This is a genomic window from Streptomyces sp. NPDC051452 (assembly GCF_044454765.1).
Classification (GTDB): Bacteria; Actinomycetota; Actinomycetes; order Streptomycetales; family Streptomycetaceae; genus Streptomyces.
This window is the reverse complement of the sequence record NZ_JBITEB010000007.1, coordinates 212,456-237,430: the sequence shown is the minus strand read 5'-3', so window position 1 is coordinate 237,430 and position 24,975 is coordinate 212,456. Positions and strand designations below refer to the sequence as shown.

Sequence of the window (24,975 nt, the reverse complement as noted above, 5' to 3'; positions counted from 1 at the left end):
GCGCCACTAATTGGTTGAACACTGAATCGACCTGCCTTCGATTCGGCGACTCCCTTCCCGGTGATCCGGTGTGCCCTATTTATTGGGGAACGTGATCCGGGCAATTCAGCCTGCCGAAAACCGGGCAGGCAACCTCTTCTCGAAGGAATTGATGTGCCGGTAGCAGACACCCGACACGGACCGATCGAACACGTTGTTATCGACGGCGACCCGTCCCGTTCTCCGCTGGTCTTCCTGCACGGCGGCCTCGGCTGTGTCGCCTCCTGGGGGCGCTTCCCCGCCGCGGTCGCCGCAGCGACCGGGCGCCGGGCCCTGGTCTACTCACGTCCCGGCAACGGTGGCTCCGGTCCCGCCACTTCACCCCACACCCCGCGCTACATGCACGAACAGGGGCAGCGGTTCCTGCCCGAACTGCTCGACCTGCTCGGCATCCACGACCCGGTCCTGATCGGACACAGCGACGGCGCCTCCACGGCACTGCTCTACGCGTCGGTCAGGCCGGCCGAGGCCGTGGTCGTCATCGGACCGCACCTGTACTTCGAGGAGGCCAACCGCACCGGTATCGAGGCCGCGCGCGCCGCCTACGCGGCCGGACCGTTGCGCCGCAAGCTCGCCCTGGTCCACGACGACCCGCACGGCGTGTTCACGAACTGGAGCGAGCTGTGGCTCTCCGACGAGTTCCAGACCTGGTCCATCGAGAACGACCTGGACGTCACCGCGCCGGTCCTCATGGTCCAGGGCGACCGTGACGAGTACGGCACGCTCGGCCAACTCGACGCCCTCCAGCGGGTGCTGCGCGGCCCGGTGCGACGCCTGGTGCCCGAAGGAGTCGACCACTACCCGCACCTCGTCTGCCCCGACCTCGTCATCGACGCCATCACCACGTTCCTCGCCGAGCACGCGAGCGGCCTGCCCGCCACCGGAGGGACCCGATGACGACGCGGACCACCACACCACGGCTGGACGGCCTGCTCGCCGACGCCGCCCGGCGCCACCCCGACCGCCCCGCCCTCGCCGGCCAGGGCGCCACCTGGACATACGCCGAGCTGGAACGAGCCGTAGCCGCGCTCGCCGCCGAACTCACGGCCACCGGCGTCCACCCGGGACAACGCGTCGGCGTCTACGCGCCGAAGACCCCGGCGACCGTCATCGCGCTGTACTCGGCTCTGCGCGCCGGCGCCGTGGTCGCCCCGATGGACGTCGCGGATCCCCCACTGCGTACGGCCCGCATGCTGCGCAACGCCGGTATCTCCCTGCTGCTCACCACGGAACGGTTCCGGACCGCCGCCCGAGACGCCGCGGCCGGGGCGCGCGAGACCGTACCCGGCGGCGACCGGTACACGCCCGCCGAGCGCGAGTTCGGCCACGGGCTCACCGCCCTGGAGGTCCTCGGGCCCGACGAGCAGCCGGCCACCCTGCCGGCGCCGGTCGACCGCGGCGGCTACATCCTCTTCACGTCCGGCAGCACGGGCTGGCCGAAGGGCGTCCTGCTGTCCCACGAGAACGTCGCGCACTACGCGCTGTGGGCGGCCGACGAGTTCGGGCTCACGCCCGAGGACCGCATCGGGTCGCAGGCCGCGCTCACCTTCGACCTGACCACCTTCGACCTGTACAGCGCCGCCGCGGCCGGAGCGTGTGCCGTGCTGCTGCCCGACATGCTGCGCGCCTTCCCCCGGGACGTGGTCGGCTGGCTGAACGAGCAGCGGATCACCGCGTTCGTGGCCGTGCCCTCCCTCTACCACCATCTGCTCGAGCAGGGCGGTATCGCCGACGCGCTGCCCCCCTCCCTGCGGATCGCGGCCTTCGGCGGGGAGGCCTTCGCCCCGCATCTGCTGGAGCGCTACCTCCGGCTGCTGGGCGACCGGCCCTTCTACAACCTGTACGGCCCCACCGAGACCAACGCGTGCACCTACTACCGGGTGCCGCCTGACTGGACGGCCGAGCGGGAACTGACCATCGGGCGGGGCATCGCAGGCGTGCACATCGAGGTGCTGGACGCCGACGGCCGCCCCACCGACGGCGAGGGCGAGATCCACATCGCCGGGCCGACCGTCTTCCAGGGCTATCTGCGCGACGGCCGGCTCACCGACCCGACCGTGCGGGTGCCGTTCCGTGACGGAGTCGTGCGCCGCGCCTACGCCAGCGGCGACCTGGGCCGCATCACCGGCGACGGCCGCGTCTTCCTGCGCGGCCGCCGGGACTTCCAGGTCAAGCGCCGGGGCCATCGCATCGACCTGCTCGACATCGAGAGCGCCGCTCTCGACCTTCCGCAGGTCACGACCGCCGCGGCCGTGGCCAAGGCCGGCGCCCACGCCGGGCAGATCTGGGTCTACGCCCAGACGGTCGCCACGGAACGGGAGTTGCTCGCGGAGCTGCGTACCGTCCTGCCGCACCGCATGCTTCCCGACCGGATCGTCCCGGTGGCGTCCCTGCCCGTCACCATCAGCGGCAAGGTCGACCGTCGCGCCCTCGCCGACGACATTGCGGCCACTTCGGCTCCCTACGCCACCCCGGCCGCGAACACCCCTCTCACCACCCTTCAGGAGAACCCCGCATGAACGCGATCAACAGCGTCGAAGACCTCTGCGCCCTCATCCAGAGCCGGATCACGTGGGCGCGCGGCGAGGAGCCGCAGACCCTGGCCCCCGACACACCACTGCTGGAGAGCGGGCTGCTCGACTCCCTGGCGATCATGGAGATCGTCGCCGCGCTGGACAAGCAGGCCGGCATCGCACTGCCCGAGACCGAGATCGTCGCCGCCAACTTCCGTACCCCGCTGGCCCTCTGGAACGTGGTCCACGGCGTACCACGCGGGGCGCAGGCATGAACGACACCCTGACCCGGATGCTGCGCTGCGCCCCGGCACCGGCCGAGCGCGTCGTCGACGAGTTCCGTGAACGCGCGGCGGAGGTCGCGGACAAGACGGCCGGAGACGACTTCCGCGCGCAGTGGCGCTCGCTGGCCGCGCTCGGGGTGCTGCGCCGCACCGGCGGCGGCCCGGACGGGCCCGGACCGGTCACCCGCGGCCTCGCGGCGATCGAGGGGATCGGTCTCGCCGGGGTCGACCCCGGGTTGTGCTACTCGCTGACGTCCCAACTGTTCGGCATGCAGCACCCGTTGCACACCACCCTCTCGGGACCCGGCCAGGACATCACGGAGTCCGTCGAGGAGGGCCGGACGCTGCTGTGCCACGCGCTGACCGAGCGCCTGGGAGGCAGCGACCCGCTGTCCATGGCCAGCCACGCCGAACGGGACGGGGACGGCTACGTCCTCACCGGGGCGAAGACCTTCGTCACGGCCGCGCCGGTCGCCGACCTCGCCATCGTCTTCGCCCGTACGGAGGCGGGACGTACGCCGTTCGCCCTGACCGCCTTCCTGGTCCCGCTGGACACCCCGGGCGTCTCACGCGGCGAGACCTTCGACAAGACCGCCCTGCGCTCGGCACCCATGGGGGAGCTGCTGTTCGACGGCGCCCGGCTCCCCGCCACGGCCGTCATCGGCCGGGAGGGCTCCGGGCTGGGCATCATGTCGGTCACGACCGCCTGGGAACGCGCCCTGATCCTCGGCTACGCGCTGGGACCGATGCGAAGGCTGCTGGACCGGACGGCGCGGTGGGCCCGCGAGCGGGAGCACTTCGGCCGCCGGATGGGCGCCAGTCACCAGGTGGCCGCCCGCATCAGCGACATGGCGATGGCACTGCACCGCTCGCGGATCCAGCTCTACACGCTGGCCGCCGCCCTCGACACGGGCACCGGCGCGCGTCGGCTCGCCGCCGAGGCGGCCCTGACGAAGATCTCGGTCTCCGAGGACTACCTGCGGATGACCGAACACGCCACCGCGCTGGCGGGCGTGCGCGCCTTCCTGCCGGACACCGACCTCGCGGCCGACCCCCTCAGCCCGCTGGCGGCCCTCACCTACGCGGGACCCAACGACCTGCTGAGGGTGGGCGTCGCGCGCCAGCTCGGCCTCCCCGTCGAGAACTGATCCGAGGAGAACGATGACACCGATCCATCCCGACGACGTCCTCAAGCGGGCCACGGAAGCCGGCGAGGCGCTGGCGCCGCTGGCCGCCGACGTCGACGCCGGACGCGTCGACCTGGACCGCCCCTACGCCGTCCTGCGCGAGTCGGGCCTGCTCGGCGCCCTGGTCCCACGGGACGCCGGCGGCCTGGGCCTGAGCTTCGGCGAGTACTGGAAGATGCTGGCCACGCTGGGCTCCTACAACGGTGCCGCCGCCGTCGGGTTCAACATGCACCACGTGGTGCTGGGCGCGCTCGCCGACTCGGCCGGCACCCCGCTGCCTCCGGCCGCCGAGAAGTTCCGCACCTGGATGCAGAACGAGGTGGTGCACGGCCGGAAACTCTTCGCCTCCGCCACCTCCGAGACCGGCCGCGGCGCCCGGCTGCGCGGAATGACCACGCGGTACCGGCTCGCGGACGACGGCGAGCACTACGTCCTCGACGGGGCGAAGTCGTTCGTCTCGCTCGCCGGCGTCGCCGACTACTACGTGGTGGCCGCCGCGGCCGAGGGGCGCGAGGACACGGCGGAGGTGTCCCACTTCGTCGTCGCCGCCGACGACCCGGGCGTCACCTTCGGGCAGGTGCACAGCCTGTCCGCGATGTACGGGACGAGCACCGCGCCGATGACCCTCACCGACGTCGTCCTCCCGCGCTCCCGGCTGTATCTGGGCGTCGAGGGCATGTCCCTGTTCAAGGTGGTGCGCGAGCCGCACTGGATGGTGGCCGGCTACACCGCCGCCTACCTCGGCATCGCCGAGGCCATCTTCGAGTACACCGTCCGCTGTGTGACGGCGACGCCGTCCCGCGCCGAGTCGCCCGTGGTCCAGCAGGAACTGGGCCGGATGTCGGCGCGGTTGCGGGCCGCCCGCGCACTCGTCCACGAGGCCGGTGACGCCGTGGACCGCGAGCGCGGCAGCCTGGAGGCCAACGCCCTGGTCCACGCGGCCAAGTACCTGGTCGGAGAGTTCGGGCCGCAGCTGGCCCAGGACGCGACACGGCTGTGCGGCTCCGCCGCGGTCAGCCGCTCCCAGCCCCTGGAGCGGCTGATCAGGGAGGCCTCCTTCGCCTCCGTGATGCCGGCCAAACCGCACGACTGCCTGGAATACCTCGGCAAGGCCGCCGTCGGCGTCAACCTCTACGACGCCCGGGCCTTCGCGTGGTGACGCCGGTGGCGGAGGAGACCGCCGCGACCGCCTTCCGCGCGCTGATGGCCGCCCATCCCGGCGGGGTGGCCGTGATCACCACCGCCGACGAGCAGGGGGTGCCGTACGGGTTCACCTGTACCGCGCTGTGCTCGGTGTCGCTGGAGCCGCCCCGGCTGCTGGTGTGCGCGGCCCACGGCGGCCGCACGCTCCCGGTGCTCACCGCGCGCGGCGCCTTCGTCGTCAACCTGCTGCACGCGGCCGGCCGCGGCGCGGCGGAGGTGTTCACCAGCCGCACCGCGGACCGGTTCGCAGAGGTGTCCTGGCGATCGGGGCCGGCCACCGGACTGCCGGTCCTCGCCGACGACGCGCACGCCGTCGCCGAGTGCCGGGTCACCGACCTGCACCCGTGCGGTGACCACACCATCGTCGTCGGTGACGTCCTGCGCAGCGAGGTACGGACCGCGACTCCCGCCCCCCTGCTGTACGGCCGGCGCCGGTTCGCCACCTGGCCGTCCGAGACCTGACCGCGCCCACACGGTTCCCCCCTTCAACACCCACGAGCCTTCAACACCTACGAGAAAGCGACACGCCGATGCAGCGCACCATGATGAAGTCCAAGATCCACCGGGCCACCGTGACCCAGGCGGACCTGCACTACGTGGGGTCCCTGACCATCGACAAGGAGCTGATGGCGGCCGCCGATCTGCTGCCCGGCGAGAAGGTCGACATCGTGGACATCGACAACGGCAACCGGCTGTCCACGTACGTCATCGAGGGCCCCGCCGGTTCGGGTGTCATCGGCATCAACGGTGCCGCCGCCCGGCTGATCAGCCCCGGTGACCTGGTCATCGTCATCTCCTACGCGGACATGGCCGACGCCCAGGCGCGTTCGTTCAGCCCGAGCGTCGTCTTCGTCGACGCCGACAACCGCATCGTGCGGCGCGGCGACGACCCGGCCGACGTACCCGACGGATTCGGACTGCTGCGCGGCGACGTACCGGCCGAGGGGACCCGGGTGTGACAGCCGCGGCACAGGCCAGGCCGCTCGCCGTGGTGACCGGCGGGACCCGGGGCATCGGCGCGGCCTTCAGCCGACGTCTCATCGCCCTGGGACACCGGGTGATCGCCCTGTACCGGGGCGACGGGAAGGCGGCCGCCGAGGCCGAACACGCCGGCCGCGGCGATCTCGTCGCCCTGCGCGCCGATCTGTCCCGCCCCAGCGAGATCCGCACGGCCGCGGCCCGCATCCTCCACCGGTACGGACCGCCCGCCGTGCTGGTCAACAACGCCGGCATCAACCGGGACCGGCCCTTCCTGTCCATGACCGAACAGGACTGGGACGAGGTGCTGGCCACCAACCTCTCCGGCCCGTTCCACCTCACCCGCGCGCTGGCCCCGGCCATGGTGAAGACCCGGCAAGGCACCATCGTCAACATCGCGGCCACCACGGCCATCAGACCGCGCACGTCGGGCGCGAACTACTGCGCGGCCAAAGCCGGCCTGCTGCAGTTCACCAAGTGCCTGGCGCTCGAACTCGCCCCCCACGTGCGGGTCAACGCGCTGTTGCCCGGATTCACCGACACCCGCGAGGTCGTCGAACGCTACGGCCTCGACGATCCGCGACGACTCCAGGAGGTGCTGGCCACCATTCCCCAGGGCCGCACCGGCACTCCGGAGGACATCGCCGACGCCCTGGAATACCTCGTCAGCGACCGCAGCCGGTACGTCACCGGCCAGCAACTCGTGGTCGACGGCGGCCATTTCATGGGCTGACCGCGCCCCACACGCCCCTCGGACGAAGGAACAAGGAACACGCCATGCGTTTGACCCAGCAGCAGGTGGACGAGTACCACGCCAACGGATTCCTGCTCATGGAATCGCTTCTCGACCCCGACGAGACACGGCAGTTGACCGACGCCTTCCAGCGCGACTGCGACGTGCCCGGCCCGCACCTCGTCACCGAGGACGGCGGCAGCCAGGTGCGAGCCGTCTACGCCTCGCACCGCCGGCAGCCGGAGTACCGAGACCTGGTCCGCGATCCGCGGATCCTCCCGGCGGTCCGGCAACTGCTCCCCGAGGACGTCTACGTCTACCAGTTCAAGATCAACGCCAAGCCGGCGTTCGGCGGCGACAAGTGGGCCTGGCACCAGGACTACCTCGCCTGGCGGATCGCCGACGGCCTGCCGGCCCCGCTCCAGGTGAACATCGGGGTCTTCCTGGACGACGTGACCGAGTTCAACGGGCCCGTCATCTTCCTGCCCGGTTCCCACCGCGCCGGACTGGCGCACAAGGAGCGCAAGGCCGACGCGAGGTCGGCGCAGCACCTCGATCCCGACGACATCTCCCTGAGCCCGGAGCAACTCGCCACCCTCGTGGACCGGCACGGCATGACCAGCCCGAAGGGACCCGCCGGTTCGGTGGTGTTCTTCTCGCCCGAGATCGTGCACGGCTCCGCGCCCAACATGTCGCCGTGGGCGCGTAGGCTGCTCATCGCCACGTACAACGCCTGCTCCAACCCGCCCCGTCCGCAGGGCGAGCCGCGACCCGACTACGTGGTGTGCCGCGACACCGCACCCCTGCGGCCCCTGAAGCACCGCTTCTCCGAAGCCCTCGGGATGGTGACCTCATGACCGGACGCACCGGACGCACCGGACGGGCCGTGGTGCTTGAGGAGTTCGGCGCACCGCCCGTGCTGCGCGAGTTCCCCGTGCCGTCGGCGCCCGCCGAAGGGATGGTCCTCGACCGTCTGTACGGCGGGATCTGCGGGACGGACCTGCACCTCCAGCAGGGCCATCTGCCCATACCGACACCGCTGGTCCTCGGCCACGAGGGGTACGGCACCGTCGTCGAACTCGGCGCGGGCGGCGGCCGGGACGCCCTGGGCGAGCCGCTGTCGGTGGGCGACCCGGTGATGTGGGCCTCGTCCATCGCCTGCGGCCTGTGTCCGCCGTGCCGGCTGCACCGCGAACCCACCCTGTGCCAAAACCGGCGCACCTACGGCGTCAACCGCGCCCTCGCCGACGGCGTGGCCCTCTCGGGCTCCTGGGCCGACCACATCGTCCTCCAGCCGGGCACCACCGTGGTGCGCGCGGCTCCGGGCGTGTCCGCCACGGCGGCGATGGCCCTGGCCTGTGCCGGCCCCACGGTCGTGCACGCCCTGTACGAGCGGCGGCCCGTGCGGCTGGGAGAGACCGTCATCGTCCAGGGCAGCGGCCCGGTCGGACTCGCCGCGGCGGCCTTCGCCCGACTCGCCGGGGCGGCACGCGTCATCATCGTCGGCGGACCCGAAGGACGGCTGGCCGCGGCGGCCGCCGCCGGCATCGGCGACCTGCACCTGGACATCGTGGGCGCTACGGACCCCGAGGCGGTGCTCAGCGAGGCACGGGCCGCGGCCGGACCGGACGGCGCCGACCTCGTCATCGAGTGCGCCGGAGTCCCCGCCGCGGTGGCCCAGGGCCTCACCCTCGCCCGCAGGGGCGGGTCGTACCTGGTCATCGGCCAGTACACCGACGCCGGTGACACCGAGCTCAATCCGCACCAGATCGTGTACCGGCAGCTCGACGTGATCGGGTCGTGGGCCTTCACCGGCGCGCACCTGGTCGAGTACGTGCGGCTGTTGCCCGCCCTCGCCGCGCGCTTCGACCTGGAGAGCATGGTGACGGCCTACCCGTTGGACAACCATGCCGAAGCCCTGGCCGACGTGGCGGCGGGCGCCGTCCTGAAGGCCGTACTGACCGGCTGACCGGCCGTGCGGTGAGAACCCCCGCTCACCGGGCGCTGAAAGGCACGGCTCCCGTACGTGCCCGACGCGCCGCCGGCCCGCCGAGGTGAGCCCCGCGGGCCCGTGTCCCGGACCGACCGGGCCCACGGGGCTCATCCGCCTGCCCGCAGGCGGCGCAGGGCGTCCTCGGATTCGCGGTCGTCGGGCAGGTAGGCCAGGAAGTGGTGACCGGGCTCGTCCACGGCGGCCAGCTTCACATAACGCAGGCGCAGTTCGCCCACGGCCGGGTGCCGGAAGCGGCGGACCGAGGGCTGGAATCCGGCCGTCTCCCGGCGCTCGTACCAGCGGGCCGCGTCACCGTCGGACAGCAGCTCGCCGACGAGTTCGGTGAACCGCGGATCGTTCGGCCGGCGGGCCGCCCGGGACCGGAACTGGCCGAGCAGGGCGCGGGCCTCGTGTTCCCAGTCGGCGAGCAGGGTGCGGGCCGGCGGCCAGCGGAACACCAGCCACAGGAGGTTGCGCTGCTTGGGGTGCAGCCGTGCCGGATCGGTCAGCAGCGCCGCGTACCCGGCGTTCCATGCCAGCAGGTCCCAGTACGGGTCGAGCACCACCGCGGGGTTGGGTGTCATGGACTGCACCAGGGTGAGCAGGTTGGGTGACACCCAGGTGGGGGCGGCGGCGGGCGGTCGGCTCTCCTCCACGAACGACAGGACGTGCGCGGTTTCCGCCGCGTCCAGCCGCAACACCCGCGACACCGCGCGCAGTACCTGCTCCGAGGTGCGCACCCGGCCCTGCTCCAGCCACGTGTACCAGGAGACGCTGATGCCGGCGAGTTCCGCGACCTCGGCCCGCCGCAACCCCGGCGTCCGGCGGCCCGGGGCGTCCGGCAGGCCCACCTCCTTCGGCGTCAGCCGTTCACGCCGCGACCGCAGGAAGGCGCCCAGTTCACGGCGGGGGGACTCGCCCGGCGGTGTGGGTGCGTTGCTCACCGGCCACCGCGCCGGCGGTCGGCCGTGGCCGGCGAGGAACCGTGGTCCACGGTGGGCGGTGCGCAGGTGTCCAGGGACAGCCCGCCGCGCGTCATGGTGCCTCTCCTCCGGATGACGGGCCTCCGCCCGGCCGCGAACGCCCTGTTGTGATGCTGCCGCCACCAGGCGCGATGCCGAACCGGCAGGCTGTGAGTGATGGTAATAGCCAGCGGTCTCCGCCCCGAGGGGCCCGGTGCTGAACTGGTGTCACCCGTTCTCGTCGAACCCTCTCGGAAGGGAGTGTCCACCCCGTGACCACCACCGCGTCGACACCGGTGGCGACCTTGCCCGCCTCCTCCTTGCGCCTGTTGCGCACCGCTGGATTCGTCAGCAACTTCGACCGCTTCTGCATCGCGCCCATGCTGGTTCTCATCGGCCCCGGGCTCGGCGCCCCGCTCCCCACCGTCGTGCTGGCCGCGAGCGGCTACTACCTCACCTACGGGCTGATGCAGCCGGTGTGGGGGGCGGCCAGCGACCGATGGGGCCGCGTGTGGGTGATGCGGGTGTCGCTGACCGGCGCGGCACTGGCCGCACTGGCCTCCGCTCTCGCTCCCGACGCCCCCGTGCTGATCGGGGCCCGCGCCCTGGCCGGCGCGTTCTTCGCCGCGTCCATCGCCGCCTCCCTGACGTACGTGGGTGACACGGTGCCCGCCGCGATACGGCAGCGCCCCCTCAGCGAGCTGATGACCGCGTTCGCGCTGGGCACCGCCGTGGCCACGGTCGTCGCCGGGGCGCTGGCCCACTACCTCACCTGGCGGCTGGTGTTCGTGCTGCCCGGTGTCCTCGCCGCCTACCTGGCGGTGGCCCTGCGCCGCCTGCCCGAGCCCGAGCGGTCCCCCTCCGGATCACTGCTGGCGCCCTTCCGCGTGGTCCTGTCCTCGCCGTGGCAGTGGTACGTGATGGCGGTGGCGATGCTGGAGGGGGCGGTGCTCCTCGGCTTCCTGACCTACCTCGCCCCGGCCCTGGAGGCGCGGGGAGTCCCCACCACCCTGGCCGGCGCGGTCGCCGCCCTGTACGGGGTCGGTTCCATGGCGGCGGCGCAGATGGTCAAGCGGCTCGTCGGGCAGTGGTCCGCGGTGGGCCTGATCGTGGCCGGCGGGGCACAGATGGCCGTGGCGTATCTGCTCGCCGGGTACAGCCAGTCCACCGGGGCGCTCGTCGTGGTCGCCCTGCTCCTCGGGGGTGGTTGGTCCTTCATGCACTCCACGATCCAGTCGTGGGCCACGGCGCTGTCCCCGACGGCCCGCGCAACGGGCGTGGCCATGTTCGGTGTCGCCCTGTACGTGGGCAGCGCCGTGGCCAGCGGGCTGGCGGCCTCCACCGCTCAGGCGCACGACTACCGCCCCCTGTTCTGGCTGGCGGCGCTCCTGACCGTGCCCCTGACGGTGGCCGCGGCGATGGGCCGGGCACGCTACCGCTGAGCGCCGGCCGGGGCAGGTCCGCTACGCCGGCCGCGCCGGCCCGAGACCGGGAACGCGCCCCGGAGCAACGGGAACGGCTTGCCGACAGGCAGTGCCTCGGTAGTGTGCTGCCTGATCGAGGGGACCGGAGCCCTGCTCGACTCGCCGGACCCCCATAGAGCGGTCAGAAGTGCCGGGGGGCCCGGCCGACGCACGCGAACACCAGAGGTGAGGCATGCGGTTCACCACCCGACCCACGCTCCAGGGAACCTTCGGCATGGTCTCCTCCACCCACTGGCTCGCCTCGCAGTCGGCGATGGCGGTCCTGGAGGACGGCGGCAACGCCTTCGACGCCGCGGTGGCCGGGGCGTTCGTGCTGCACGTGGTGGAGCCGCATCTGAACGGGCCCGCCGGCGAGGTGCCCGCCCTGCTCGCCCCCGCGGGCGGCGCGGTGCGCGTGCTGTGCGGACAGGGCGTCGCCCCGGCGGGCGCCACGGCCGCGCACTACCGCGGACTCGGACTCGACCTCGTCCCCGGCACCGGACCGCTCGCGGCCGCCGTGCCCGGCGCCTTCGACGCCTGGCTGCTGCTCCTGCGCGACCACGGCACCAAGTCCCTCGACGACGTCCTGAAGTACGCCATCGGCTACGCCGAGCACGGGCACCCGCCCGTGGAGAAGGTCGGCGCCACCGTGGAGGCCGTGCGCGAGCTGTTCGAGACGGAGTGGACGTCGTCGGCGCGGCTCTACCTGCCCGGCGGCAGGGCGCCCCGCCCCGGCGAGCTGCTGCGCAACCCCGCCCTCGCCGCCACCTGGAAGCGGCTGCTCGGCGAGAGCGCCGGAGCCGGCGACCGGGAGGCCCGCATCGACGCCGCCCGCGAGGTCTGGCGCTCCGGCTTCATCGCCGAGGCCCTGCTGCGCCAGTCCCGCCGGCCCACCCTGGACACCAGCGGCGCACGGCACACCGGCACCCTCACCGAGTCCGACCTCGCCGGCTGGTCGGCGTCCTACGAGAGCCCGGTGACCTACGACTGGAACGGCTGGACGGTGTGCAAGGCGGGCGCCTGGAGCCAGGGCCCCGCCCTGTTGCAGCAGCTCGCCCTGCTCCCGCCCGAACTGCCCGCCCACGGCTCCGCCGACTACGTCCACCTCCTCGTCGAGGGCTGCAAGCTCGCCATGGCCGACCGCGAGGCCTGGTACGGCGACGCCGCCGAGGTGCCTCTCGCCGACCTGCTGTCGGACGGCTACAATGCCGGGCGGCGGACCCTGGTCGGCCCACGGGCCTCCTACGAGCTGCGTCCCGGCAGCCCCGGCGGCCGCACCCCGCGCCTGCCCGAGTGGGCGCACGCGCGCGTGGAGCCCGGCGCCGGGCCCGGTTTCGACCCGATGGGCGCGGGTGAGCCGACGGTCGCCGAGATCCCCGGCGAGCCGTACGTCGCCGTCGACGGCACCACCCGGGGCGACACCTGCCATCTCGACGTCGTCGACCGCTGGGGCAACATGATCGCGGCCACGCCCAGCGGCGGCTGGCTGCAGTCCAACCCCGTCATGCCCGAACTGGGGTTCCCGCTCGGCACCCGGCTGCAGATGACCTGGCTGGAGGAGGGCCTGCCGAACACCCTCACCCCGGGCCGCCGACCGCGCACCACCCTCACCCCCTCGCTCGCGCTGCGTGGCGGGGTGCCGGTGCTGGCGTTCGGCACGCCCGGCGGCGACCAGCAGGACCAGTGGCAGCTGCACTTCTTCCTCGCCGCCGCCCTGGGCGCGCCCATCCGCGGCGGCCTCGACCTGCAAGGCGCCATCGACGCCCCGAACTGGCACAACGACAGCTTCCCCGGCTCCTTCCACCCGCGCGGCCGCCGACCGGGCAGCGTGACCGTCGAGTCCCGCATGGACGCCGAGGTGATCGAGGAGCTGCGGCGGCGCGAGCACGACGTGACCGTGGGCCCCGCCTGGTCCGAGGGCCGCCTGTGCGCGGTCGCGCGGGACCCGGAGAGCGGGATCCTGTCGGCGGCGGCGAACCCGCGAGGGATGCAGGGGTACGCGGTGGGCCGGTGACCGCCGCGCCGACCGGCAGCGGTGACAGGCTTCGGCGGTCGGCGGCTCCGCGCGGCCCCGGCTCTTCATCCCGATTCCACCCGGCGGCCATCGGGCGGGCGGGGATTGTCAGTGGGGCATGTTCTCATGGAGACATGATCGAAGAGACGGAAACCATCGACGAGTTTCTCGCCCGTTGCTCGGCCGACGTGGAAGAAGCGGTCCGCAAGGCGGCCGAGGCCGAGATCCTGCCCCGCTTCCGCCGCCTCGCCGAGCACGAGGTGGACCAGAAGAGCGGACCGCACGACCTGGTGACGGACGCCGACCGGCTCGCCGAGCTGCGGCTCACCGCCGACCTCGCCACCCTCCTGCCCGGCTCCCTGGTGGTCGGCGAGGAAGCGGTGCACGCCAACCCCGCCACCTACGACGCGATCCAGGGCGACACCCCGGTGTGGATCGTCGACCCGGTCGACGGCACCCGCCAGTTCGTCCACGGCGACGACGGCTTCTGCACCCTCGTCGCGCTCGCCCACCGCGGCGTCGTCATCGCCTCGTGGACCTACGCCGCGGCACGCGACCAGTTCGCCACCGCCGTCCGGGGCCGGGGCGCCTTCCTCGACGGCGAGCGGCTGTTCGCCGGCCCGCCCACGCCGGGCCGGGACCTCGTCGTCGCCACCTCCCACCCCGACTACACCACCGACGACCAGAAGCGTGCCCTGCGCGCCCTGTGGACCGACGGTGTCGCCCCCCGCCCCTGCGGCTCCGCCGGACTGGAGTACCTCGCGGTCGCCCGGGGCGAGGTGGACGCCGTGGCGTTCTCCTGGGAGGCCGCCTGGGACCACGCGGCCGGTCTGCTCCTGGTCGAGGAGGCGGGCGGCGCGCACATCACCCTCGGCGGCGAGCCGTTCCGGGTGACCGGCGGCAACGCGCTGCCCTTCATTGCCGCCCGCGACGCCGCCACCGCCCGCCGACTGGCCGACCTGCTGCGCACGGCGGTCTGACGGCGCGCACACCCCTCCCGCACCACGCCCGGTCGGGGCCCGGCGATCCGGGCGGCCGTTCCGCTTGCCGGGCCCACGGCCGCCGGCCGGGCGCGTGGGCCACCCGGCCCGGGGAAGTGCCGGCCCCCGGCATATCCTGATTTCCAGTGGCCATCGGCTGACGCGCGGTGGTCATCGCCTGACGAAGGGGTCCGAAGGTGCCGTCGATGCTCGATGCGGTCGTGGTGGGTGCGGGACCGAACGGACTGACCGCCGCGGTGGAGCTGGCTCGCCGCGGCCTCTCCGTCGCCCTGTTCGAGGCGCGGTCCACCGTGGGCGGTGGCGCCCGCACCGAGGAGCTGACCCTCCCCGGCTTCCGGCACGACCCGTGCTCGGCCGCCCACCCCCTCGGCATCAACTCGCCCGCGTTCCGCGCCCTGCCCCTCGACCGCTACGGCCTGGAGTGGCTGCACGCCGACCTGCCGATGGCGCACCCCTTCCTCGACGGCAGCGCGGCCGTCCTGTCCCGGTCGGTGGCCGAGACCGCCGCCTCCTTCGGGCCACGCGACGCGGGCGCCTACCGCAGACTGGTCGAGCCGTTCCTCGCCCACTGGGACACCCTCGTACGCGACTTCATGTCCCTGCCGCTCACCGCCCTCCCGCGCGACCCCGTCACCCTCGCCCGCTTCGGCCTCGCCGGGCTGCCCCCGTCCACCTGGCTGATGCGCCGCTTCAAGGACGACCGGGTCAAGGCCCTCTTCGCGGGCCTGGTCGCCCACGTCATGGCCCCGCTCGGCGGACTGGCCACCAGCGCCATCGGACTCGTCTTCGCCCTCTCCGCCCACGCCCGCGGCTGGCCGGTGCCCCGCGGCGGCTCCCAGGCGATCTCCGACGCCCTCGCCGCCTATCTGAAGGACCTCGGCGGCGCCGTGCACACCGACTACGAGGTCAAGCGCCTGGACGACCTGCCGCCCGCGCGCGCGTACGTCTTCGACACCTCGCCCACCGCGCTCGCCCGCATCGCCGGCTTCGGCGACTACTACGCGAACTACCGCTACGGCCCCAGCGTCTTCAAGATCGACTACGCGCTGGACGGCCCGGTGCCCTGGACCGCCCCCGAACCGCGCCGAGCCGGGACCGTCCAGATCGGCGCGAGCAGCGCGGAGATCGGCACCGCCCTGCGCGCCGCCTCCCGCGAGAACCGCGCCCCCGACCGGCCGTTCATGATCACCGTCCAGCCCAGCGTGGCCGACCCCACCCGGGCCCCCGAGGGCAAGCACGTCTTCTGGGCCTACGGGCACGTCCCCAACGGCTGGTCCGGCGACCTCACCGACACCATGGAACGGCAACTGGAGCGCTTCGCCCCCGGGTTCCGCGACCGGGTGCTCGCCCGCGCGGTCGCCGGGCCCGCCGAGATGGCCGCGCGCAACGCCAACTACGTCGGCGGCGACATCGCCTGCGGCGCGGCCTCCGGACTCCAGCTGCTACTGCGCCCCAAGCCGTCCCTCTTCCCCTACCACACCCCCCACCCGGCGGTGTTCATCTGCTCCTCGGCCACCCCTCCGGGGCCGGGGGTGCACGGAATGTCGGGGCACAACGCGGCCAAGGCCGTGTGGCGGAGACTGAGACAGACATGACCCCCGCCATCACGCTCGTACAGGGCGACATCACCGGGCAGCGCGCCGACGCGATCGTCAACGCGGCCAACTCCTCCCTCCTCGGCGGCGGGGGAGTGGACGGCGCGATCCACCGCCGTGGCGGCCCCGCCATTCTGGAGGAGTGCCGCGCGCTGCGCGCCTCCCGCTACGGCAAGGGCCTGGCCACCGGCCTCGCGGTCGCCACCACGGCGGGTGAACTGGACGCCCGCTGGGTGATCCACACGGTCGGCCCCGTCTGGTCCGCCCGCGAGGACCGCTCGGAGCTGCTGGCCTCCTGCTACCGCGAGTCACTGCGAGTCGCCGACGAACTGGGCGCCCGCACGGTCGCGTTCCCGGCGATCTCCACCGGCGTGTACCGGTGGCCCATGGACGACGCGGCACGCATCGCGTTGACCACGGTCCGGGGCACGCCGACGCACGTCGAAGAGGCACGCTTCGTCCTCTTCGACTCGCGGGCCTACGAGGCGTTCGCCCGGGAGGCGGAGGCGGGGTCGCAGTCCGGCTGACGGGGTCTGGAGGGGGCCAAGGCGTGCCGTCGCCCCTAGGCGACGTGTGGCGCTCTCCGTGGGATGCTATCTGACCGGAATGATGTCTACGTGCACTTTCGGGCTGGCCGCTGCGCCATCGAGGTACGCGCCGAACTGCAAGTCATATTTGTATTCGCTGCCATCGGCAGGAATTCCGTTGTGTTGAGCCATGGTCCTGGGGTCGGACTCGTCCTCCTCGATGGTCCTCATCCCTCGGGTGAAGGACACCGTTCCCTGCGACCGGGTCTCCCAATCCCAGTTGCCAACAGTTGGGCTCGTCGCCTCCACGCGGTACTTGACTCGATAGCATTCGTACGTCCTGGAGTCTCCTTGGTGCTCCGGAGGCGGACATTGCACCGAGATCCCCGTATTCCAGGTGCGGTCCCATGGCCAGTCCGATTCTTTGCGGAGCCCGCTGCCCAGCGATTTCACCCTGCTTTCCTGTGGTCCGGAGAAATACCACCGAACACCGCTTTTTCCCTCGCTTGTCGCCATTCGGTCGGGCGGCCCTGTGGGAGGAGCGTATTCATCCACTTCAGGGAAAACGGGCGTAGGGATGGTGAGCAGCGTGTCGGCCTGGAAATCGTACTCCACCCCCTCCTTTGGCTTGCTCGGCATCTGTCGGGCGAGCCTCATCCCTCCCCCGGGGGTGGGGCATTCCAGGATCCAACCCATCTTCACCACGACATCCGATACGACGCTTCCCCTCACCAGCTTCAGGCTCCCCCCGCGCTCTTTCACCCACTCGTCGGAGACGGATTTCACCTTGAAATATACGGGTCGGGCGAGGATGGTCTTTCCGATGAGAGGAATAATTTTGACCGTGTCGCTGACGCCGAAGGTAATCGTCTCTTTCTTGCTGACCGAATCGGCACTGCTTGCACCAAACCCGAGCAGCCCGGAAATCGCGCCGTCAGGAAGGACGGGATACTTCTTTCGCAGGGCATTCTCCGCCGTCTTTACGGCGATTCCCACTACGGATTTGAGCGTGCTGCGCCAGTCGTCGTCGCCACCGCCACCCGCGGGGATCGTTTGAGTGGTGGATCGCTCCTCTGCGATCTTCAGCTCATGGGCCGCTCCTTTCACCTCGAGGATTTTACCCGCATTCTCGACGTAAATGCCGTGCTTCTGGTAGAACGGCAGGGCAACCGCGTACCGGAGGCCGCTGTCAGGGATGTCGTCGGGGCTCGCGAACGAACCCGTTCCCATCCCGCTCACCCCGGGGCCGTCGACAGTGTGCGACTCGTTAGTGTGCGACTCGTTCATTTCTTCACTCTCTGTTTGCCGAATGCAGTGCGACGGGAGCGGCACTGGGAAGTGTGCGTCAAGTCGCTGATACGGCAGGTTTTCCGCACGATCGACCGGCCGATAACCGGCATGCGAAAGGACCACTCTCCTGGGGCCCCTGCCCCCCACCTGCCGCGTGCCGTCGGCCGCGTGCTCGTCGGCCCGAGACGCGCCGGGGGCTCGGGGGCTCGGGGGCGGAGGCCGGGGTGGGCCCTGGCCCGTGGTTCCCGTGGCTCGCGTGGCATCATCGGCCGGGGTCAGGACCACCGCCGCACGAGGAGCACGATGAACCCCGCTCTCACCGCCCCGCCCGACGGCGGCGCTCCCGACCCGAACGCGCCTCGGGGCCACCGGCAGCCCGCGGCCCTCCCGGAGGACACCTCGGCCTCCCTGCTGGACGACTTCTCGCTGGAGATGACCGGCAAGGACGTGTCCCGGCTGGAGGAGGCGAGCGACAGCATCCCGCCCGGGACCCGGATCAACATCACCTTCCTCGCCGGTGAGGACCTCGGTACGCGACTGACGGCCGCCCGTGCCGTCAAGCGGCTCGGCTTCGTCCCCGTACCCCACATCTCCGCGCGCCGCCTGCCCTCCCGTACCGCCCTGGAGGAGTTCCTGTCCGGGCTGGCGGCGGACGGCACCGCCGAGAACGTCTTCCTCGTCGGCGGCGACCCCGCCCGCCCGGAGGGTCCCTACGAGGACGCCCTCGCCCTCCTGCGCTCCGGCCTGCTGCGGCGCCACGGCGTCCGGCACGTCGGCATCTGCGGCTATCCGGAGGGCCACCCGGCGATATCCGGCCCGACACTGTGGTCGGCGCTCACCGACAAGGCGGCGGCCATCGGCGCCGACCGGTTCGGCGGTGACGTCATCACCCAGTTCGGCTTCGACGTGGACCCGGTCCTCGGTTGGCTGGAGGCCGTCCGCGCACGTGGCGTGCACCTGCCGGTCCGGATCGGCGTCCCGGGCCCCGCGGGCGTACGCCGGCTGGTCGGCTACGCCACTCGCTTCGGCGTCGCCACCAGCGCGTCCGTCGCCCGTAAGTACGGCTTCTCGCTGACCAACCTGATGGGGACCACGGGCCCCGACCGCTTCCTGCACGCGCTGGCCGAGCGGTACGACCCCGCGCGGCACGGCCGGGTGAAGGTGCACTTCTATACGTTCGGCGGGCTGCGGACCACCGCCGAGTGGGCCGCCCGGTTCCGGCGGGAGAGCGCCGCCTGAGACCTCGGCCCGGACCGCGGCCCTGGTCACGCCCACGTACGTGTCGGATTTCCGCCAGCCACCGAGCTGTGGCGGGGCCGATGCTGGACGTATGCAGACAGCGATGAACCTGGACAGGGAGCACTGCGTACGCGCCGTGCAGTCCAAGGACGCGCGGTTCGACGGATGGTTCTACACGGCCGTGCTGACGACCGGGATCTACTGTCGGCCGAGCTGTCCGGTGGTGCCGCCCAAACCCGGGAACATGACGTTCTACCCGAGCGCGGCCGCCTGCCAGCAGGCCGGCTTCCGGGCCTGCAAGCGCTGCCGTCCCGACACCAGCCCCGGTTCGCCGGAGTGGAACCAGCGCGCCGACCTCGTGGCGCGGGCGATGCGGCTCGTCGCCGACGGCGTCGTGGACCGCGAGGGCGTACCCGGGCTCGCCACCCGGCTCGGCTACAGCACCCGGCAGGTGGAGCGACAGCTCCTCGCCGAGCTGGGCGCGGGCCCCCTCGCGCTGGCCCGCGCCCAGCGCGCGCAGACCGCGCGCCTGCTGATCGAGACCAGCGCGCTGCCCATGGCGGAGATCGCCTTCGCGGCCGGTTTCTCCTCCATCCGCAGCTTCAACGACACCGTGCGCGAGGTCTACGCCCTGTCCCCGAGCGAGCTGCGGGCCCGGATCCCCGGCGACCGCGCACCGGGAAGGCCGGGAGCCCCGGCCCCCCGGAGCGGCCCGGCCGCCGCCCCCACCACCCCGGGCACCCTCTCCCTGCGCCTGCCGTTCCGCGCCCCGCTCAACCCCGACAACCTCTTCGGCCACCTCGCCGCGACGGCCGTACCCGGCGTCGAGGAGTGGCGCGACGGGGCCTACCGGCGCACGCTCCGACTGCCCTACGGGCACGGCATCGTCGCCCTTGCCCCGCGCCCCGACCACATCGCCTGCCGCCTCACCCTGGGCGACCTGCGCGACCTGACCGTGGCCATCAGCCGCTGCCGCCGTCTGCTGGACCTGGACGCCGATCCGGTCGCCGTGGACGGCCGGCTGCGCGTCGACCCGCTGCTGGCGCCCCTGGTCGACCGGGCGCCGGGCCGCCGGGTGCCCCGTACGGTCGACGAGGCCGAGTTCGCCGTCCGCGCCGTCCTGGGACAGCAGGTGTCCACGGCCGCCGCCCGCACCCATGCCGCCCGTCTGGTCACCGCCTACGGCAAGCCCCTGGACGACCCCGAGGGCGGACTCACCCACCTCTTCCCGTCTCCCGAGTCGCTGGCCGCCGTGGACCCCGAGACCCTGGCCATGCCCCGCACCCGGCGCACCACCCTCACCACCCTCGTCCGGCAACTGGCCGACGGCACGCTGCACTTGGGTGTCGACTCCGACTGGGCGCAGACTCGGGCCCGGCTCCTCGCCCTGCCGGGCTTCGGTCCGTGGACGGTCGACGTCATCGGCATGCGGGCGCTCGGCGACCCCGACGCCTTCCTCCCCACCGACCTCGGAATACGCCGGGCCGCGCGGGAGCTGGGCCTGCCGTCCACTCCGGCCGCGCTCACCGCACGCGCCGAGGCCTGGCGGCCGTGGCGGGCGTACGCGGTGCAGTACCTGTGGGCGACCGACAGCCACCCGATCAACTTCCTCCCCGTGTAAGAAGGTTCAGCAGTGAAGCGCCATACCGTGATCGACAGCCCGTACGGCCCGCTCACCCTCGTCGCCGACCAGGACGGCACCCTGTGCGGCCTGTACATGGTCGGCCAGCGACACCGTCCGCCCGAGGAGAGCTTCGGGCAGCCGGCGGCCGGCCTGCGCTGCTTCGCCGAGACGAGGGAGCAGCTGTCGGCCTACTTCGCGGGCGAACTGACCGAGTTCACCGTGCGACTCGCGCCGCGCGGCACGCCGTTCCAGCGCGGCGTGTGGGCCCAGCTGAGCCGCATCCCCTACGGCGAGACCCGCACCTACGGGCAACTCGCCGGCATCCTCGGCAGTCCCCAGGCCTCCCGCGCGGTCGGGCTCGCCAACGGCCGCAACCCCATCGGCATCATCGTGCCCTGCCACCGCGTGATCGGCGCCGACGGCAGCCTCACCGGCTACGGCGGCGGACTGAACCGCAAGCGCCGACTCCTGGACTTCGAACGCGGAACGGGCACGCTTCCACTGCCTTGAAGCCGCCCTGAAGCCGCCCTGAGGCGGTCCTAAGGGGCGTCCCCGGTGCCGAGCCGGCGCAGGAGTTCGGGCAGTGCCGTGCCGATGGGCTCGCGCACGACCTCGTCGGCTCGGGCGTCGTACGGCGTGGGTTCGGCGTTGACGATGACGAGGCGGGCGCCGTGGTCGGCGGCGACGTCCGCCAGGCCGGCCGCCGGGTGCACCTGGAGGCTGCTGCCGACGGCGACGAAGACGGTGCATGCCTTGCTGATCGCGAGGGCCTCGCCGAGGACCACCGGGTCCAGTCGCTCGCCGAACATCACCGTCGCCGACTTCAGGATGCCGCCGCAGACCAGGCACGCCGGGTCCGGTTCACCGGCGTCGACGCGCGCGAGGGCGTCCTCCATCGGCCCGCGCTCCCCGCAGCCGGTGCGCACCACGTCGCGTGCGCTGCCGTGGAGTTCGAGCACCTTGCGGGCGGGCATCCCGGCCAGTTGGTGCAGGCCGTCCACGTTCTGCGTGATCACCCGCACCGGCGTGCCGGACCGCTCCAGCTCGGCGACCGCCCGGTGCGCCGCGTTCGGCCCGGCGCACAGCGCGCGGTTCTCGCGCCGCATCTGCCACGACCGGCGCCGGATCTCGGGGTCGCTCATGTAGAACTCGTACGTCACGAGCTTCTCGGCCTCGGGATCGCGCCGCCACAGCCCGTTCGGCCCCCGGTAGTCGGGGATCCCCGAGTCGCAAGGCATCGTTGGATGTAACACGGGCAATCGTGCCGGTACGGGGGCGTCCGCAGCGGCTGCCGGAGAAACGAATTGCAGGTGGACTCCGTGATGGCGGTAGTGGACTAACTGCCCATGACCCATCGCGCTCCTGCGACCACTCCCAGCAGCAGAGCTGGGGCCACCCACCACCACCCCATGACCCGTCGCACCGACGGCAGCAGCCACAACGCCCCCGCTGCACCGGCAGCCCCGATGGTGAGAACGCATGACAGAACGATGCCTGCGGACGCGTCGTCATCCCAGGGTCCTGACGGCCGGATGGACAGTGCCGTCCAACAGAAGTACCCAGCGATGAGGGTCAGCAGAGCGAGTGGTACGGCGAGGACCAGGCGGAGGCAGCCGCGGTCGTCGTTCACGTGGGAAGAGCTGGTCATCAGCGCAGTGCGTTCCTTGCGTCGTCCAGGTTGTTAGCAAAGCCACGCCCATACGCTTGGGCGTCGTCGGTCTGCCAGTACGGACCGCCGTTGTAGCGCGCGGCGAGCTCCTGATATTGGGCTGGAGTCATCTCCTCCGCCGGCACGTTGGCGAATTCACTTTCCGCCTTGAGCTGGGCCAGGTACTCCGAGGCGATGAAAATGTTCTGTCCAGGATCTTGAAGGGACTCCTCCACCATGCTGCGCTGCTGATCGGTGAGGTGGTCGGGGTCGTACCCGAGGACTTCGGCGCCGCGTCGGACCTGGATGGCGATGGGTCCCATGGATGTGTTGTCGGGGTCGCCACCGAGGCGCCAGGGCAGGCTCCCCGGGGCGATCGGACTGAGCGGGGAGTCGGCCTGTTCGCGGATGGTGTCGGTGATGTCATCGAGGATGCCGGGCTGTCCGCCGATCTCCTGCCAGGCGATCCCTGCGACCATGTCCGGCGGCAGTCCCGAGTTGCGTGCCGCCGCCTTGATGATCTCCTTGTTCGCCGCGATCCAGTCGGCGCGCTCCTGAGCGTTGGCGGGCGGGTCCCAGTAACTGTCCTTTGCCCCGGGAAGGCTGGCGACCTGGAGGCGGATGTCACGCAGGGTAGGGGAGACGATGTCGTTCCCGGCAGTGGGGTAGTAATCCTGCTTGGGGCCGCTACCGGGCAGCCGCGTCAGCGGGTTCGTACTCGCTTCTGCCGCCTCTCGCCGCAACTCAGCGATCGCCGAGACGATGTCGACGCGGTTGATGAAGCCCATGCGGAAGTCCGGTAACAAGTCATACGCCTGCTTGAGCTGGTGTACGCAGAGATCGCGTGCCTCCTGCTCGGTGGTCTTGGCCAGGTGGAAAGCGCCGCCAGCGGCGTCGTGAAGCCGGTTAGCGTCGTCGCGTATGTCGTCGACGTCCATGGTCAGTTCGGCGAAGAAGTCCATGACACCGGTGGTGGCCCGCATGTCCTCCCACTGGCGCATCGGCTCCGCCTCCTGGGCCTCGCGGGTGATCGCGGTGCCCTTGGTGTGGATCAGCTTCGCGAGGGCCTGCTCGTTCGCCTTGCCGTTGGCGTAGTGGGCCTTGGCGACCTCCAGCGCGGACGCATAGTCGCTCAGGGCGCCGGCGGCCTTGTCGTAGCCCTCGGCGAGCTGTGTGAGCAGTTTGCGCGATTCGGCGAGCCGGGCCTCATAGCGCTGGCTGCCTTCGCTCTTCCACTCCGTGTGCTTCTCGGCTCGCTCGGCGGACGGGTCAACCGCCACGAGCATGTTGTGCAGGCGCTTGAACTCCTCCGCGTTGCGCTCGACGAGGGGAGGGCTACAACTCTCGAGGAACTCGACGTCCTTGCGGTGGCTGATGCCGCTGCTCATCGTGCCTCCGGGGCGACGTACTGGCCGTAGCGCAGGACGTCGTCGAGGAAGCGCTGCGCGGTGTCGTCATCGACCTTCACGAAGTCGCTGCCGGCGGTGCGTAGACGGGTGGAGAGTGCCGCGAACAGGGCGACCGCATCCAGGTACTGGTCATCGGCGAATTGAGCGAACCGGGCCACCTGCTTGGCCACGTCCTCGTGCGCCCGGGGATCCCGGGCCATGGTGGTGAGTTCCGCGTCCGGCCGGCCCTCGTGGAGGAAGCCCGCTATCTCGATCAGCAGATTCGCGTTGCCGTTGATCGAGTCGGCCTTAGCCACCAGACTCCCGGTGACTGGTGGGACTGTGCCACCGCCCGCATCTGCCGGAAGCTGGTCGATCTGCATGCCCGTCGACCGCCGCGCCAGGGCGTCAGCCTTCAACTGCGCCCACTCCTCTTCGAAAGACAACCCCGTTCCCCCTCGTACTGGACATCAGTTCCACCCTCGGACGGCCAGACGATCATGTCACTGGGCCGTGATACGGGGAACAGTGCCCTTCGGCCGGGCGTGGATGGCCCGCTGCCCGGCCTCGCCGAGTGTGCTGGGCGTGAGCCGGGTCGTCGGACATCAGCCCAGCGCTACTCAGCCTGCGGGATACGTTGACGGAATCCTCGTGTCCGTGGAGATACCGGCCCCGCTGAGCACGGCGACGAGCGGCTTGGTCATGCCCCGAGGGTAGGCCGAGCCGTTCGGGTCCCGCGAACGGATAACCGTACGTCGTGCGGCGCGGGGCCGGAAGGGCCGGCCGGTCAGACTGCCCGGTGGCCGTTTTCCAGTTCCGCCGTGCCGGAGCCGGACGCGAGGACGTCCAGGGCGGCCAGGACGCGGCGACCGAGGGCACCGGGCAGATGGTCGGGGATCTCCTCGGCCGGGACCAGCCGCCAGGAGAGCAGTTCCTCCTCCTGCAGCCGGATGGCCTTGAAGTCGGCCTCCGGGAGCACTCCGCCGTCGTACAGGTACGCCACCAGCGGCGGCCGGCCGGAGCCGTGCACCCAGTCCACGGCCAGCAGACGGCCGAGCTCCCGGTCGAGACCGATCTCCTCCAGTGTCTCCCTGCGGGCGCCCTGGCGGGGCGTCTCCCCGTCGTCGGACTCGATGGTGCCGCCCGGAAGGGCCCAGCCCTCACGGTAGTTGGGCTCGACGAGCAGCACCCGTCCCGCGCTGTCGCGGAAGAGCGCGGCGGCACCGGCGAGAACGCGGGGCAGGCTCGCGATGTACGTGGCGAAGTCAGGAGTGGTGGTCATCCAGGCAGGGTA

The 24,975-nt window shown here is 71.9% G+C and carries 24 protein-coding genes; 18 read left to right on the top strand and 6 right to left on the bottom strand.

From position 1 onward, the window contains the following. Positions 1-153: 153 nt before the first annotated feature. From ACIBA9_RS19410 to ACIBA9_RS19365, 10 genes are all read left to right on the top strand, one after another. Complete coding sequence (locus ACIBA9_RS19410) at positions 154-936, top strand: alpha/beta fold hydrolase (RefSeq protein WP_399364474.1); 783 nt, start codon at positions 154-156, stop codon at positions 934-936. Next, positions 933-2,558 (top strand): AMP-binding protein, encoded by a 1,626-nt coding sequence (locus ACIBA9_RS19405; RefSeq protein ID WP_399364472.1) that lies wholly within the window; start codon positions 933-935, stop codon positions 2,556-2,558. Before ACIBA9_RS19410 ends, ACIBA9_RS19405 begins: the two co-directional genes overlap by 4 nt. After that, positions 2,555-2,827, top strand: a complete 273-nt coding sequence (locus tag ACIBA9_RS19400; protein ID WP_399364470.1) for an acyl carrier protein — start codon at positions 2,555-2,557, stop codon at positions 2,825-2,827. The genes ACIBA9_RS19405 and ACIBA9_RS19400 overlap by 4 nt, the downstream gene beginning before the upstream one ends. Continuing rightward, on the top strand, positions 2,824-3,984 hold the full coding sequence (locus ACIBA9_RS19395) for an acyl-CoA dehydrogenase family protein (protein WP_399364468.1): 1,161 nt from the start codon (positions 2,824-2,826) through the stop codon (positions 3,982-3,984). The genes ACIBA9_RS19400 and ACIBA9_RS19395 overlap by 4 nt, the downstream gene beginning before the upstream one ends. A 13-nt stretch (positions 3,985-3,997) precedes the next feature. Beyond that, complete coding sequence (locus tag ACIBA9_RS19390) at positions 3,998-5,182, top strand: acyl-CoA dehydrogenase family protein (RefSeq protein ID WP_399364466.1); 1,185 nt, start codon at positions 3,998-4,000, stop codon at positions 5,180-5,182. 5 nt (positions 5,183-5,187) lie between these two features. Beyond that, a complete protein-coding gene (locus ACIBA9_RS19385) occupies positions 5,188-5,688 on the top strand; it encodes a flavin reductase family protein (protein WP_362161244.1) in 501 nt (166 codons plus the stop codon). Positions 5,689-5,756: 68 nt separating this feature from the next. After that, complete coding sequence (gene panD, locus ACIBA9_RS19380) at positions 5,757-6,185, top strand: aspartate 1-decarboxylase (RefSeq protein ID WP_399364463.1); 429 nt, start codon at positions 5,757-5,759, stop codon at positions 6,183-6,185. Continuing rightward, the gene (locus tag ACIBA9_RS19375) at positions 6,182-6,937 is read left to right on the top strand and encodes an SDR family NAD(P)-dependent oxidoreductase (RefSeq protein ID WP_399364461.1); all 756 of its coding nucleotides are present in this window, start codon (positions 6,182-6,184) and stop codon (positions 6,935-6,937) included. Before panD ends, ACIBA9_RS19375 begins: the two co-directional genes overlap by 4 nt. Positions 6,938-6,981: 44 nt before the next feature. Then, complete coding sequence (locus ACIBA9_RS19370) at positions 6,982-7,794, top strand: phytanoyl-CoA dioxygenase family protein (protein ID WP_399364459.1); 813 nt, start codon at positions 6,982-6,984, stop codon at positions 7,792-7,794. Then, positions 7,791-8,906, top strand: a complete 1,116-nt coding sequence (locus ACIBA9_RS19365) for a zinc-binding dehydrogenase (protein ID WP_399364457.1) — start codon at positions 7,791-7,793, stop codon at positions 8,904-8,906. The genes ACIBA9_RS19370 and ACIBA9_RS19365 overlap by 4 nt, the downstream gene beginning before the upstream one ends. A 131-nt stretch (positions 8,907-9,037) precedes the next feature. Here ACIBA9_RS19365 and ACIBA9_RS19360 read toward each other — a convergent pair whose 3' ends face one another. Next, positions 9,038-9,874: a helix-turn-helix domain-containing protein gene (locus ACIBA9_RS19360; protein WP_399364455.1), complete on the bottom strand. Its 837-nt coding sequence runs from the start codon at positions 9,872-9,874 to the stop codon at positions 9,038-9,040. A gap of 290 nt (positions 9,875-10,164) precedes the next feature. On the opposite strand from ACIBA9_RS19360, the gene ACIBA9_RS19355 reads away from it, so the two are divergent. From ACIBA9_RS19355 to ACIBA9_RS19335, 5 genes are all read left to right on the top strand, one after another. Then, positions 10,165-11,334: an MFS transporter gene (locus ACIBA9_RS19355; RefSeq protein WP_399364453.1), complete on the top strand. Its 1,170-nt coding sequence runs from the start codon at positions 10,165-10,167 to the stop codon at positions 11,332-11,334. A gap of 214 nt (positions 11,335-11,548) precedes the next feature. Then, on the top strand, positions 11,549-13,369 hold the full coding sequence (locus ACIBA9_RS19350; protein ID WP_399364451.1) for a gamma-glutamyltransferase family protein: 1,821 nt from the start codon (positions 11,549-11,551) through the stop codon (positions 13,367-13,369). Between the two features lie 134 nt (positions 13,370-13,503). Further along, the gene (locus tag ACIBA9_RS19345) at positions 13,504-14,349 is read left to right on the top strand and encodes an inositol monophosphatase family protein (RefSeq protein WP_399364449.1); all 846 of its coding nucleotides are present in this window, start codon (positions 13,504-13,506) and stop codon (positions 14,347-14,349) included. 197 nt (positions 14,350-14,546) lie between these two features. Beyond that, on the top strand, positions 14,547-15,965 hold the full coding sequence (locus tag ACIBA9_RS19340; protein WP_399364447.1) for a phytoene desaturase family protein: 1,419 nt from the start codon (positions 14,547-14,549) through the stop codon (positions 15,963-15,965). Then, entirely contained in the window at positions 15,962-16,492 is a 531-nt protein-coding gene (locus tag ACIBA9_RS19335) for an O-acetyl-ADP-ribose deacetylase (protein ID WP_399364445.1), read from the top strand. The genes ACIBA9_RS19340 and ACIBA9_RS19335 overlap by 4 nt, the downstream gene beginning before the upstream one ends. A gap of 66 nt (positions 16,493-16,558) precedes the next feature. On the opposite strand, the gene ACIBA9_RS19330 is transcribed toward ACIBA9_RS19335, so the two are convergent. Next, entirely contained in the window at positions 16,559-17,779 is a 1,221-nt protein-coding gene (locus ACIBA9_RS19330; RefSeq protein WP_399364443.1) for a hypothetical protein, read from the bottom strand. 435 nt (positions 17,780-18,214) lie between these two features. Between ACIBA9_RS19330 and ACIBA9_RS19325 the strand changes: the two genes are divergently transcribed. From ACIBA9_RS19325 to ACIBA9_RS19315, 3 genes are all read left to right on the top strand, one after another. Continuing rightward, on the top strand, positions 18,215-19,021 hold the full coding sequence (locus ACIBA9_RS19325; protein ID WP_399364635.1) for a methylenetetrahydrofolate reductase: 807 nt from the start codon (positions 18,215-18,217) through the stop codon (positions 19,019-19,021). A 103-nt stretch (positions 19,022-19,124) separates the two neighbouring features. After that, positions 19,125-20,642, top strand: a complete 1,518-nt coding sequence (locus tag ACIBA9_RS19320) for an AlkA N-terminal domain-containing protein (protein ID WP_399364633.1) — start codon at positions 19,125-19,127, stop codon at positions 20,640-20,642. 12 nt (positions 20,643-20,654) lie between these two features. Continuing rightward, the gene (locus tag ACIBA9_RS19315) at positions 20,655-21,155 is read left to right on the top strand and encodes a methylated-DNA--[protein]-cysteine S-methyltransferase (RefSeq protein ID WP_399364441.1); all 501 of its coding nucleotides are present in this window, start codon (positions 20,655-20,657) and stop codon (positions 21,153-21,155) included. A 29-nt stretch (positions 21,156-21,184) separates the two neighbouring features. On the opposite strand, the gene ACIBA9_RS19310 is transcribed toward ACIBA9_RS19315, so the two are convergent. The 4 genes from ACIBA9_RS19310 to ACIBA9_RS19295 form a co-directional block, all read right to left on the bottom strand. After that, the gene (locus tag ACIBA9_RS19310; protein ID WP_399364438.1) at positions 21,185-21,883 is read right to left on the bottom strand and encodes an SIR2 family NAD-dependent protein deacylase; all 699 of its coding nucleotides are present in this window, start codon (positions 21,881-21,883) and stop codon (positions 21,185-21,187) included. Between the two features lie 409 nt (positions 21,884-22,292). Then, a complete protein-coding gene (locus ACIBA9_RS19305) occupies positions 22,293-23,681 on the bottom strand; it encodes a hypothetical protein (RefSeq protein WP_399364436.1) in 1,389 nt (462 codons plus the stop codon). Then, positions 23,678-24,100, bottom strand: coding sequence for a hypothetical protein (locus ACIBA9_RS19300; protein ID WP_399364434.1), 423 nt, complete (start codon positions 24,098-24,100; stop codon positions 23,678-23,680). Before ACIBA9_RS19300 ends, ACIBA9_RS19305 begins: the two co-directional genes overlap by 4 nt. Positions 24,101-24,468: 368 nt before the next feature. After that, positions 24,469-24,963, bottom strand: coding sequence for an NUDIX domain-containing protein (locus ACIBA9_RS19295; protein ID WP_399364432.1), 495 nt, complete (start codon positions 24,961-24,963; stop codon positions 24,469-24,471). Positions 24,964-24,975: the final 12 nt, after the last annotated feature.

Coding starts and splice junctions, on each gene's coding strand:
- ACIBA9_RS19405 (WP_399364472.1), top strand. CDS start 933: ATGACGACGCGGACCACCACACCACGGCTGGACGGCCTGCTCGCCGAC.
- ACIBA9_RS19400 (WP_399364470.1), top strand. CDS start 2,555: ATGAACGCGATCAACAGCGTCGAAGACCTCTGCGCCCTCATCCAGAGC.
- ACIBA9_RS19395 (WP_399364468.1), top strand. CDS start 2,824: ATGAACGACACCCTGACCCGGATGCTGCGCTGCGCCCCGGCACCGGCC.
- ACIBA9_RS19390 (WP_399364466.1), top strand. CDS start 3,998: ATGACACCGATCCATCCCGACGACGTCCTCAAGCGGGCCACGGAAGCC.
- panD (WP_399364463.1), top strand. CDS start 5,757: ATGCAGCGCACCATGATGAAGTCCAAGATCCACCGGGCCACCGTGACC.
- ACIBA9_RS19370 (WP_399364459.1), top strand. CDS start 6,982: ATGCGTTTGACCCAGCAGCAGGTGGACGAGTACCACGCCAACGGATTC.
- ACIBA9_RS19365 (WP_399364457.1), top strand. CDS start 7,791: ATGACCGGACGCACCGGACGCACCGGACGGGCCGTGGTGCTTGAGGAG.
- ACIBA9_RS19350 (WP_399364451.1), top strand. CDS start 11,549: ATGCGGTTCACCACCCGACCCACGCTCCAGGGAACCTTCGGCATGGTC.
- ACIBA9_RS19345 (WP_399364449.1), top strand. CDS start 13,504: ATGATCGAAGAGACGGAAACCATCGACGAGTTTCTCGCCCGTTGCTCG.
- ACIBA9_RS19335 (WP_399364445.1), top strand. CDS start 15,962: ATGACCCCCGCCATCACGCTCGTACAGGGCGACATCACCGGGCAGCGC.
- ACIBA9_RS19330 (WP_399364443.1), bottom strand. CDS start 17,779: ATGAACGAGTCGCACACTAACGAGTCGCACACTGTCGACGGCCCCGGG.
- ACIBA9_RS19325 (WP_399364635.1), top strand. CDS start 18,215: ATGACCGGCAAGGACGTGTCCCGGCTGGAGGAGGCGAGCGACAGCATC.
- ACIBA9_RS19320 (WP_399364633.1), top strand. CDS start 19,125: ATGAACCTGGACAGGGAGCACTGCGTACGCGCCGTGCAGTCCAAGGAC.
- ACIBA9_RS19310 (WP_399364438.1), bottom strand. CDS start 21,883: ATGCCTTGCGACTCGGGGATCCCCGACTACCGGGGGCCGAACGGGCTG.
- ACIBA9_RS19305 (WP_399364436.1), bottom strand. CDS start 23,681: ATGAGCAGCGGCATCAGCCACCGCAAGGACGTCGAGTTCCTCGAGAGT.
- ACIBA9_RS19295 (WP_399364432.1), bottom strand. CDS start 24,963: ATGACCACCACTCCTGACTTCGCCACGTACATCGCGAGCCTGCCCCGC.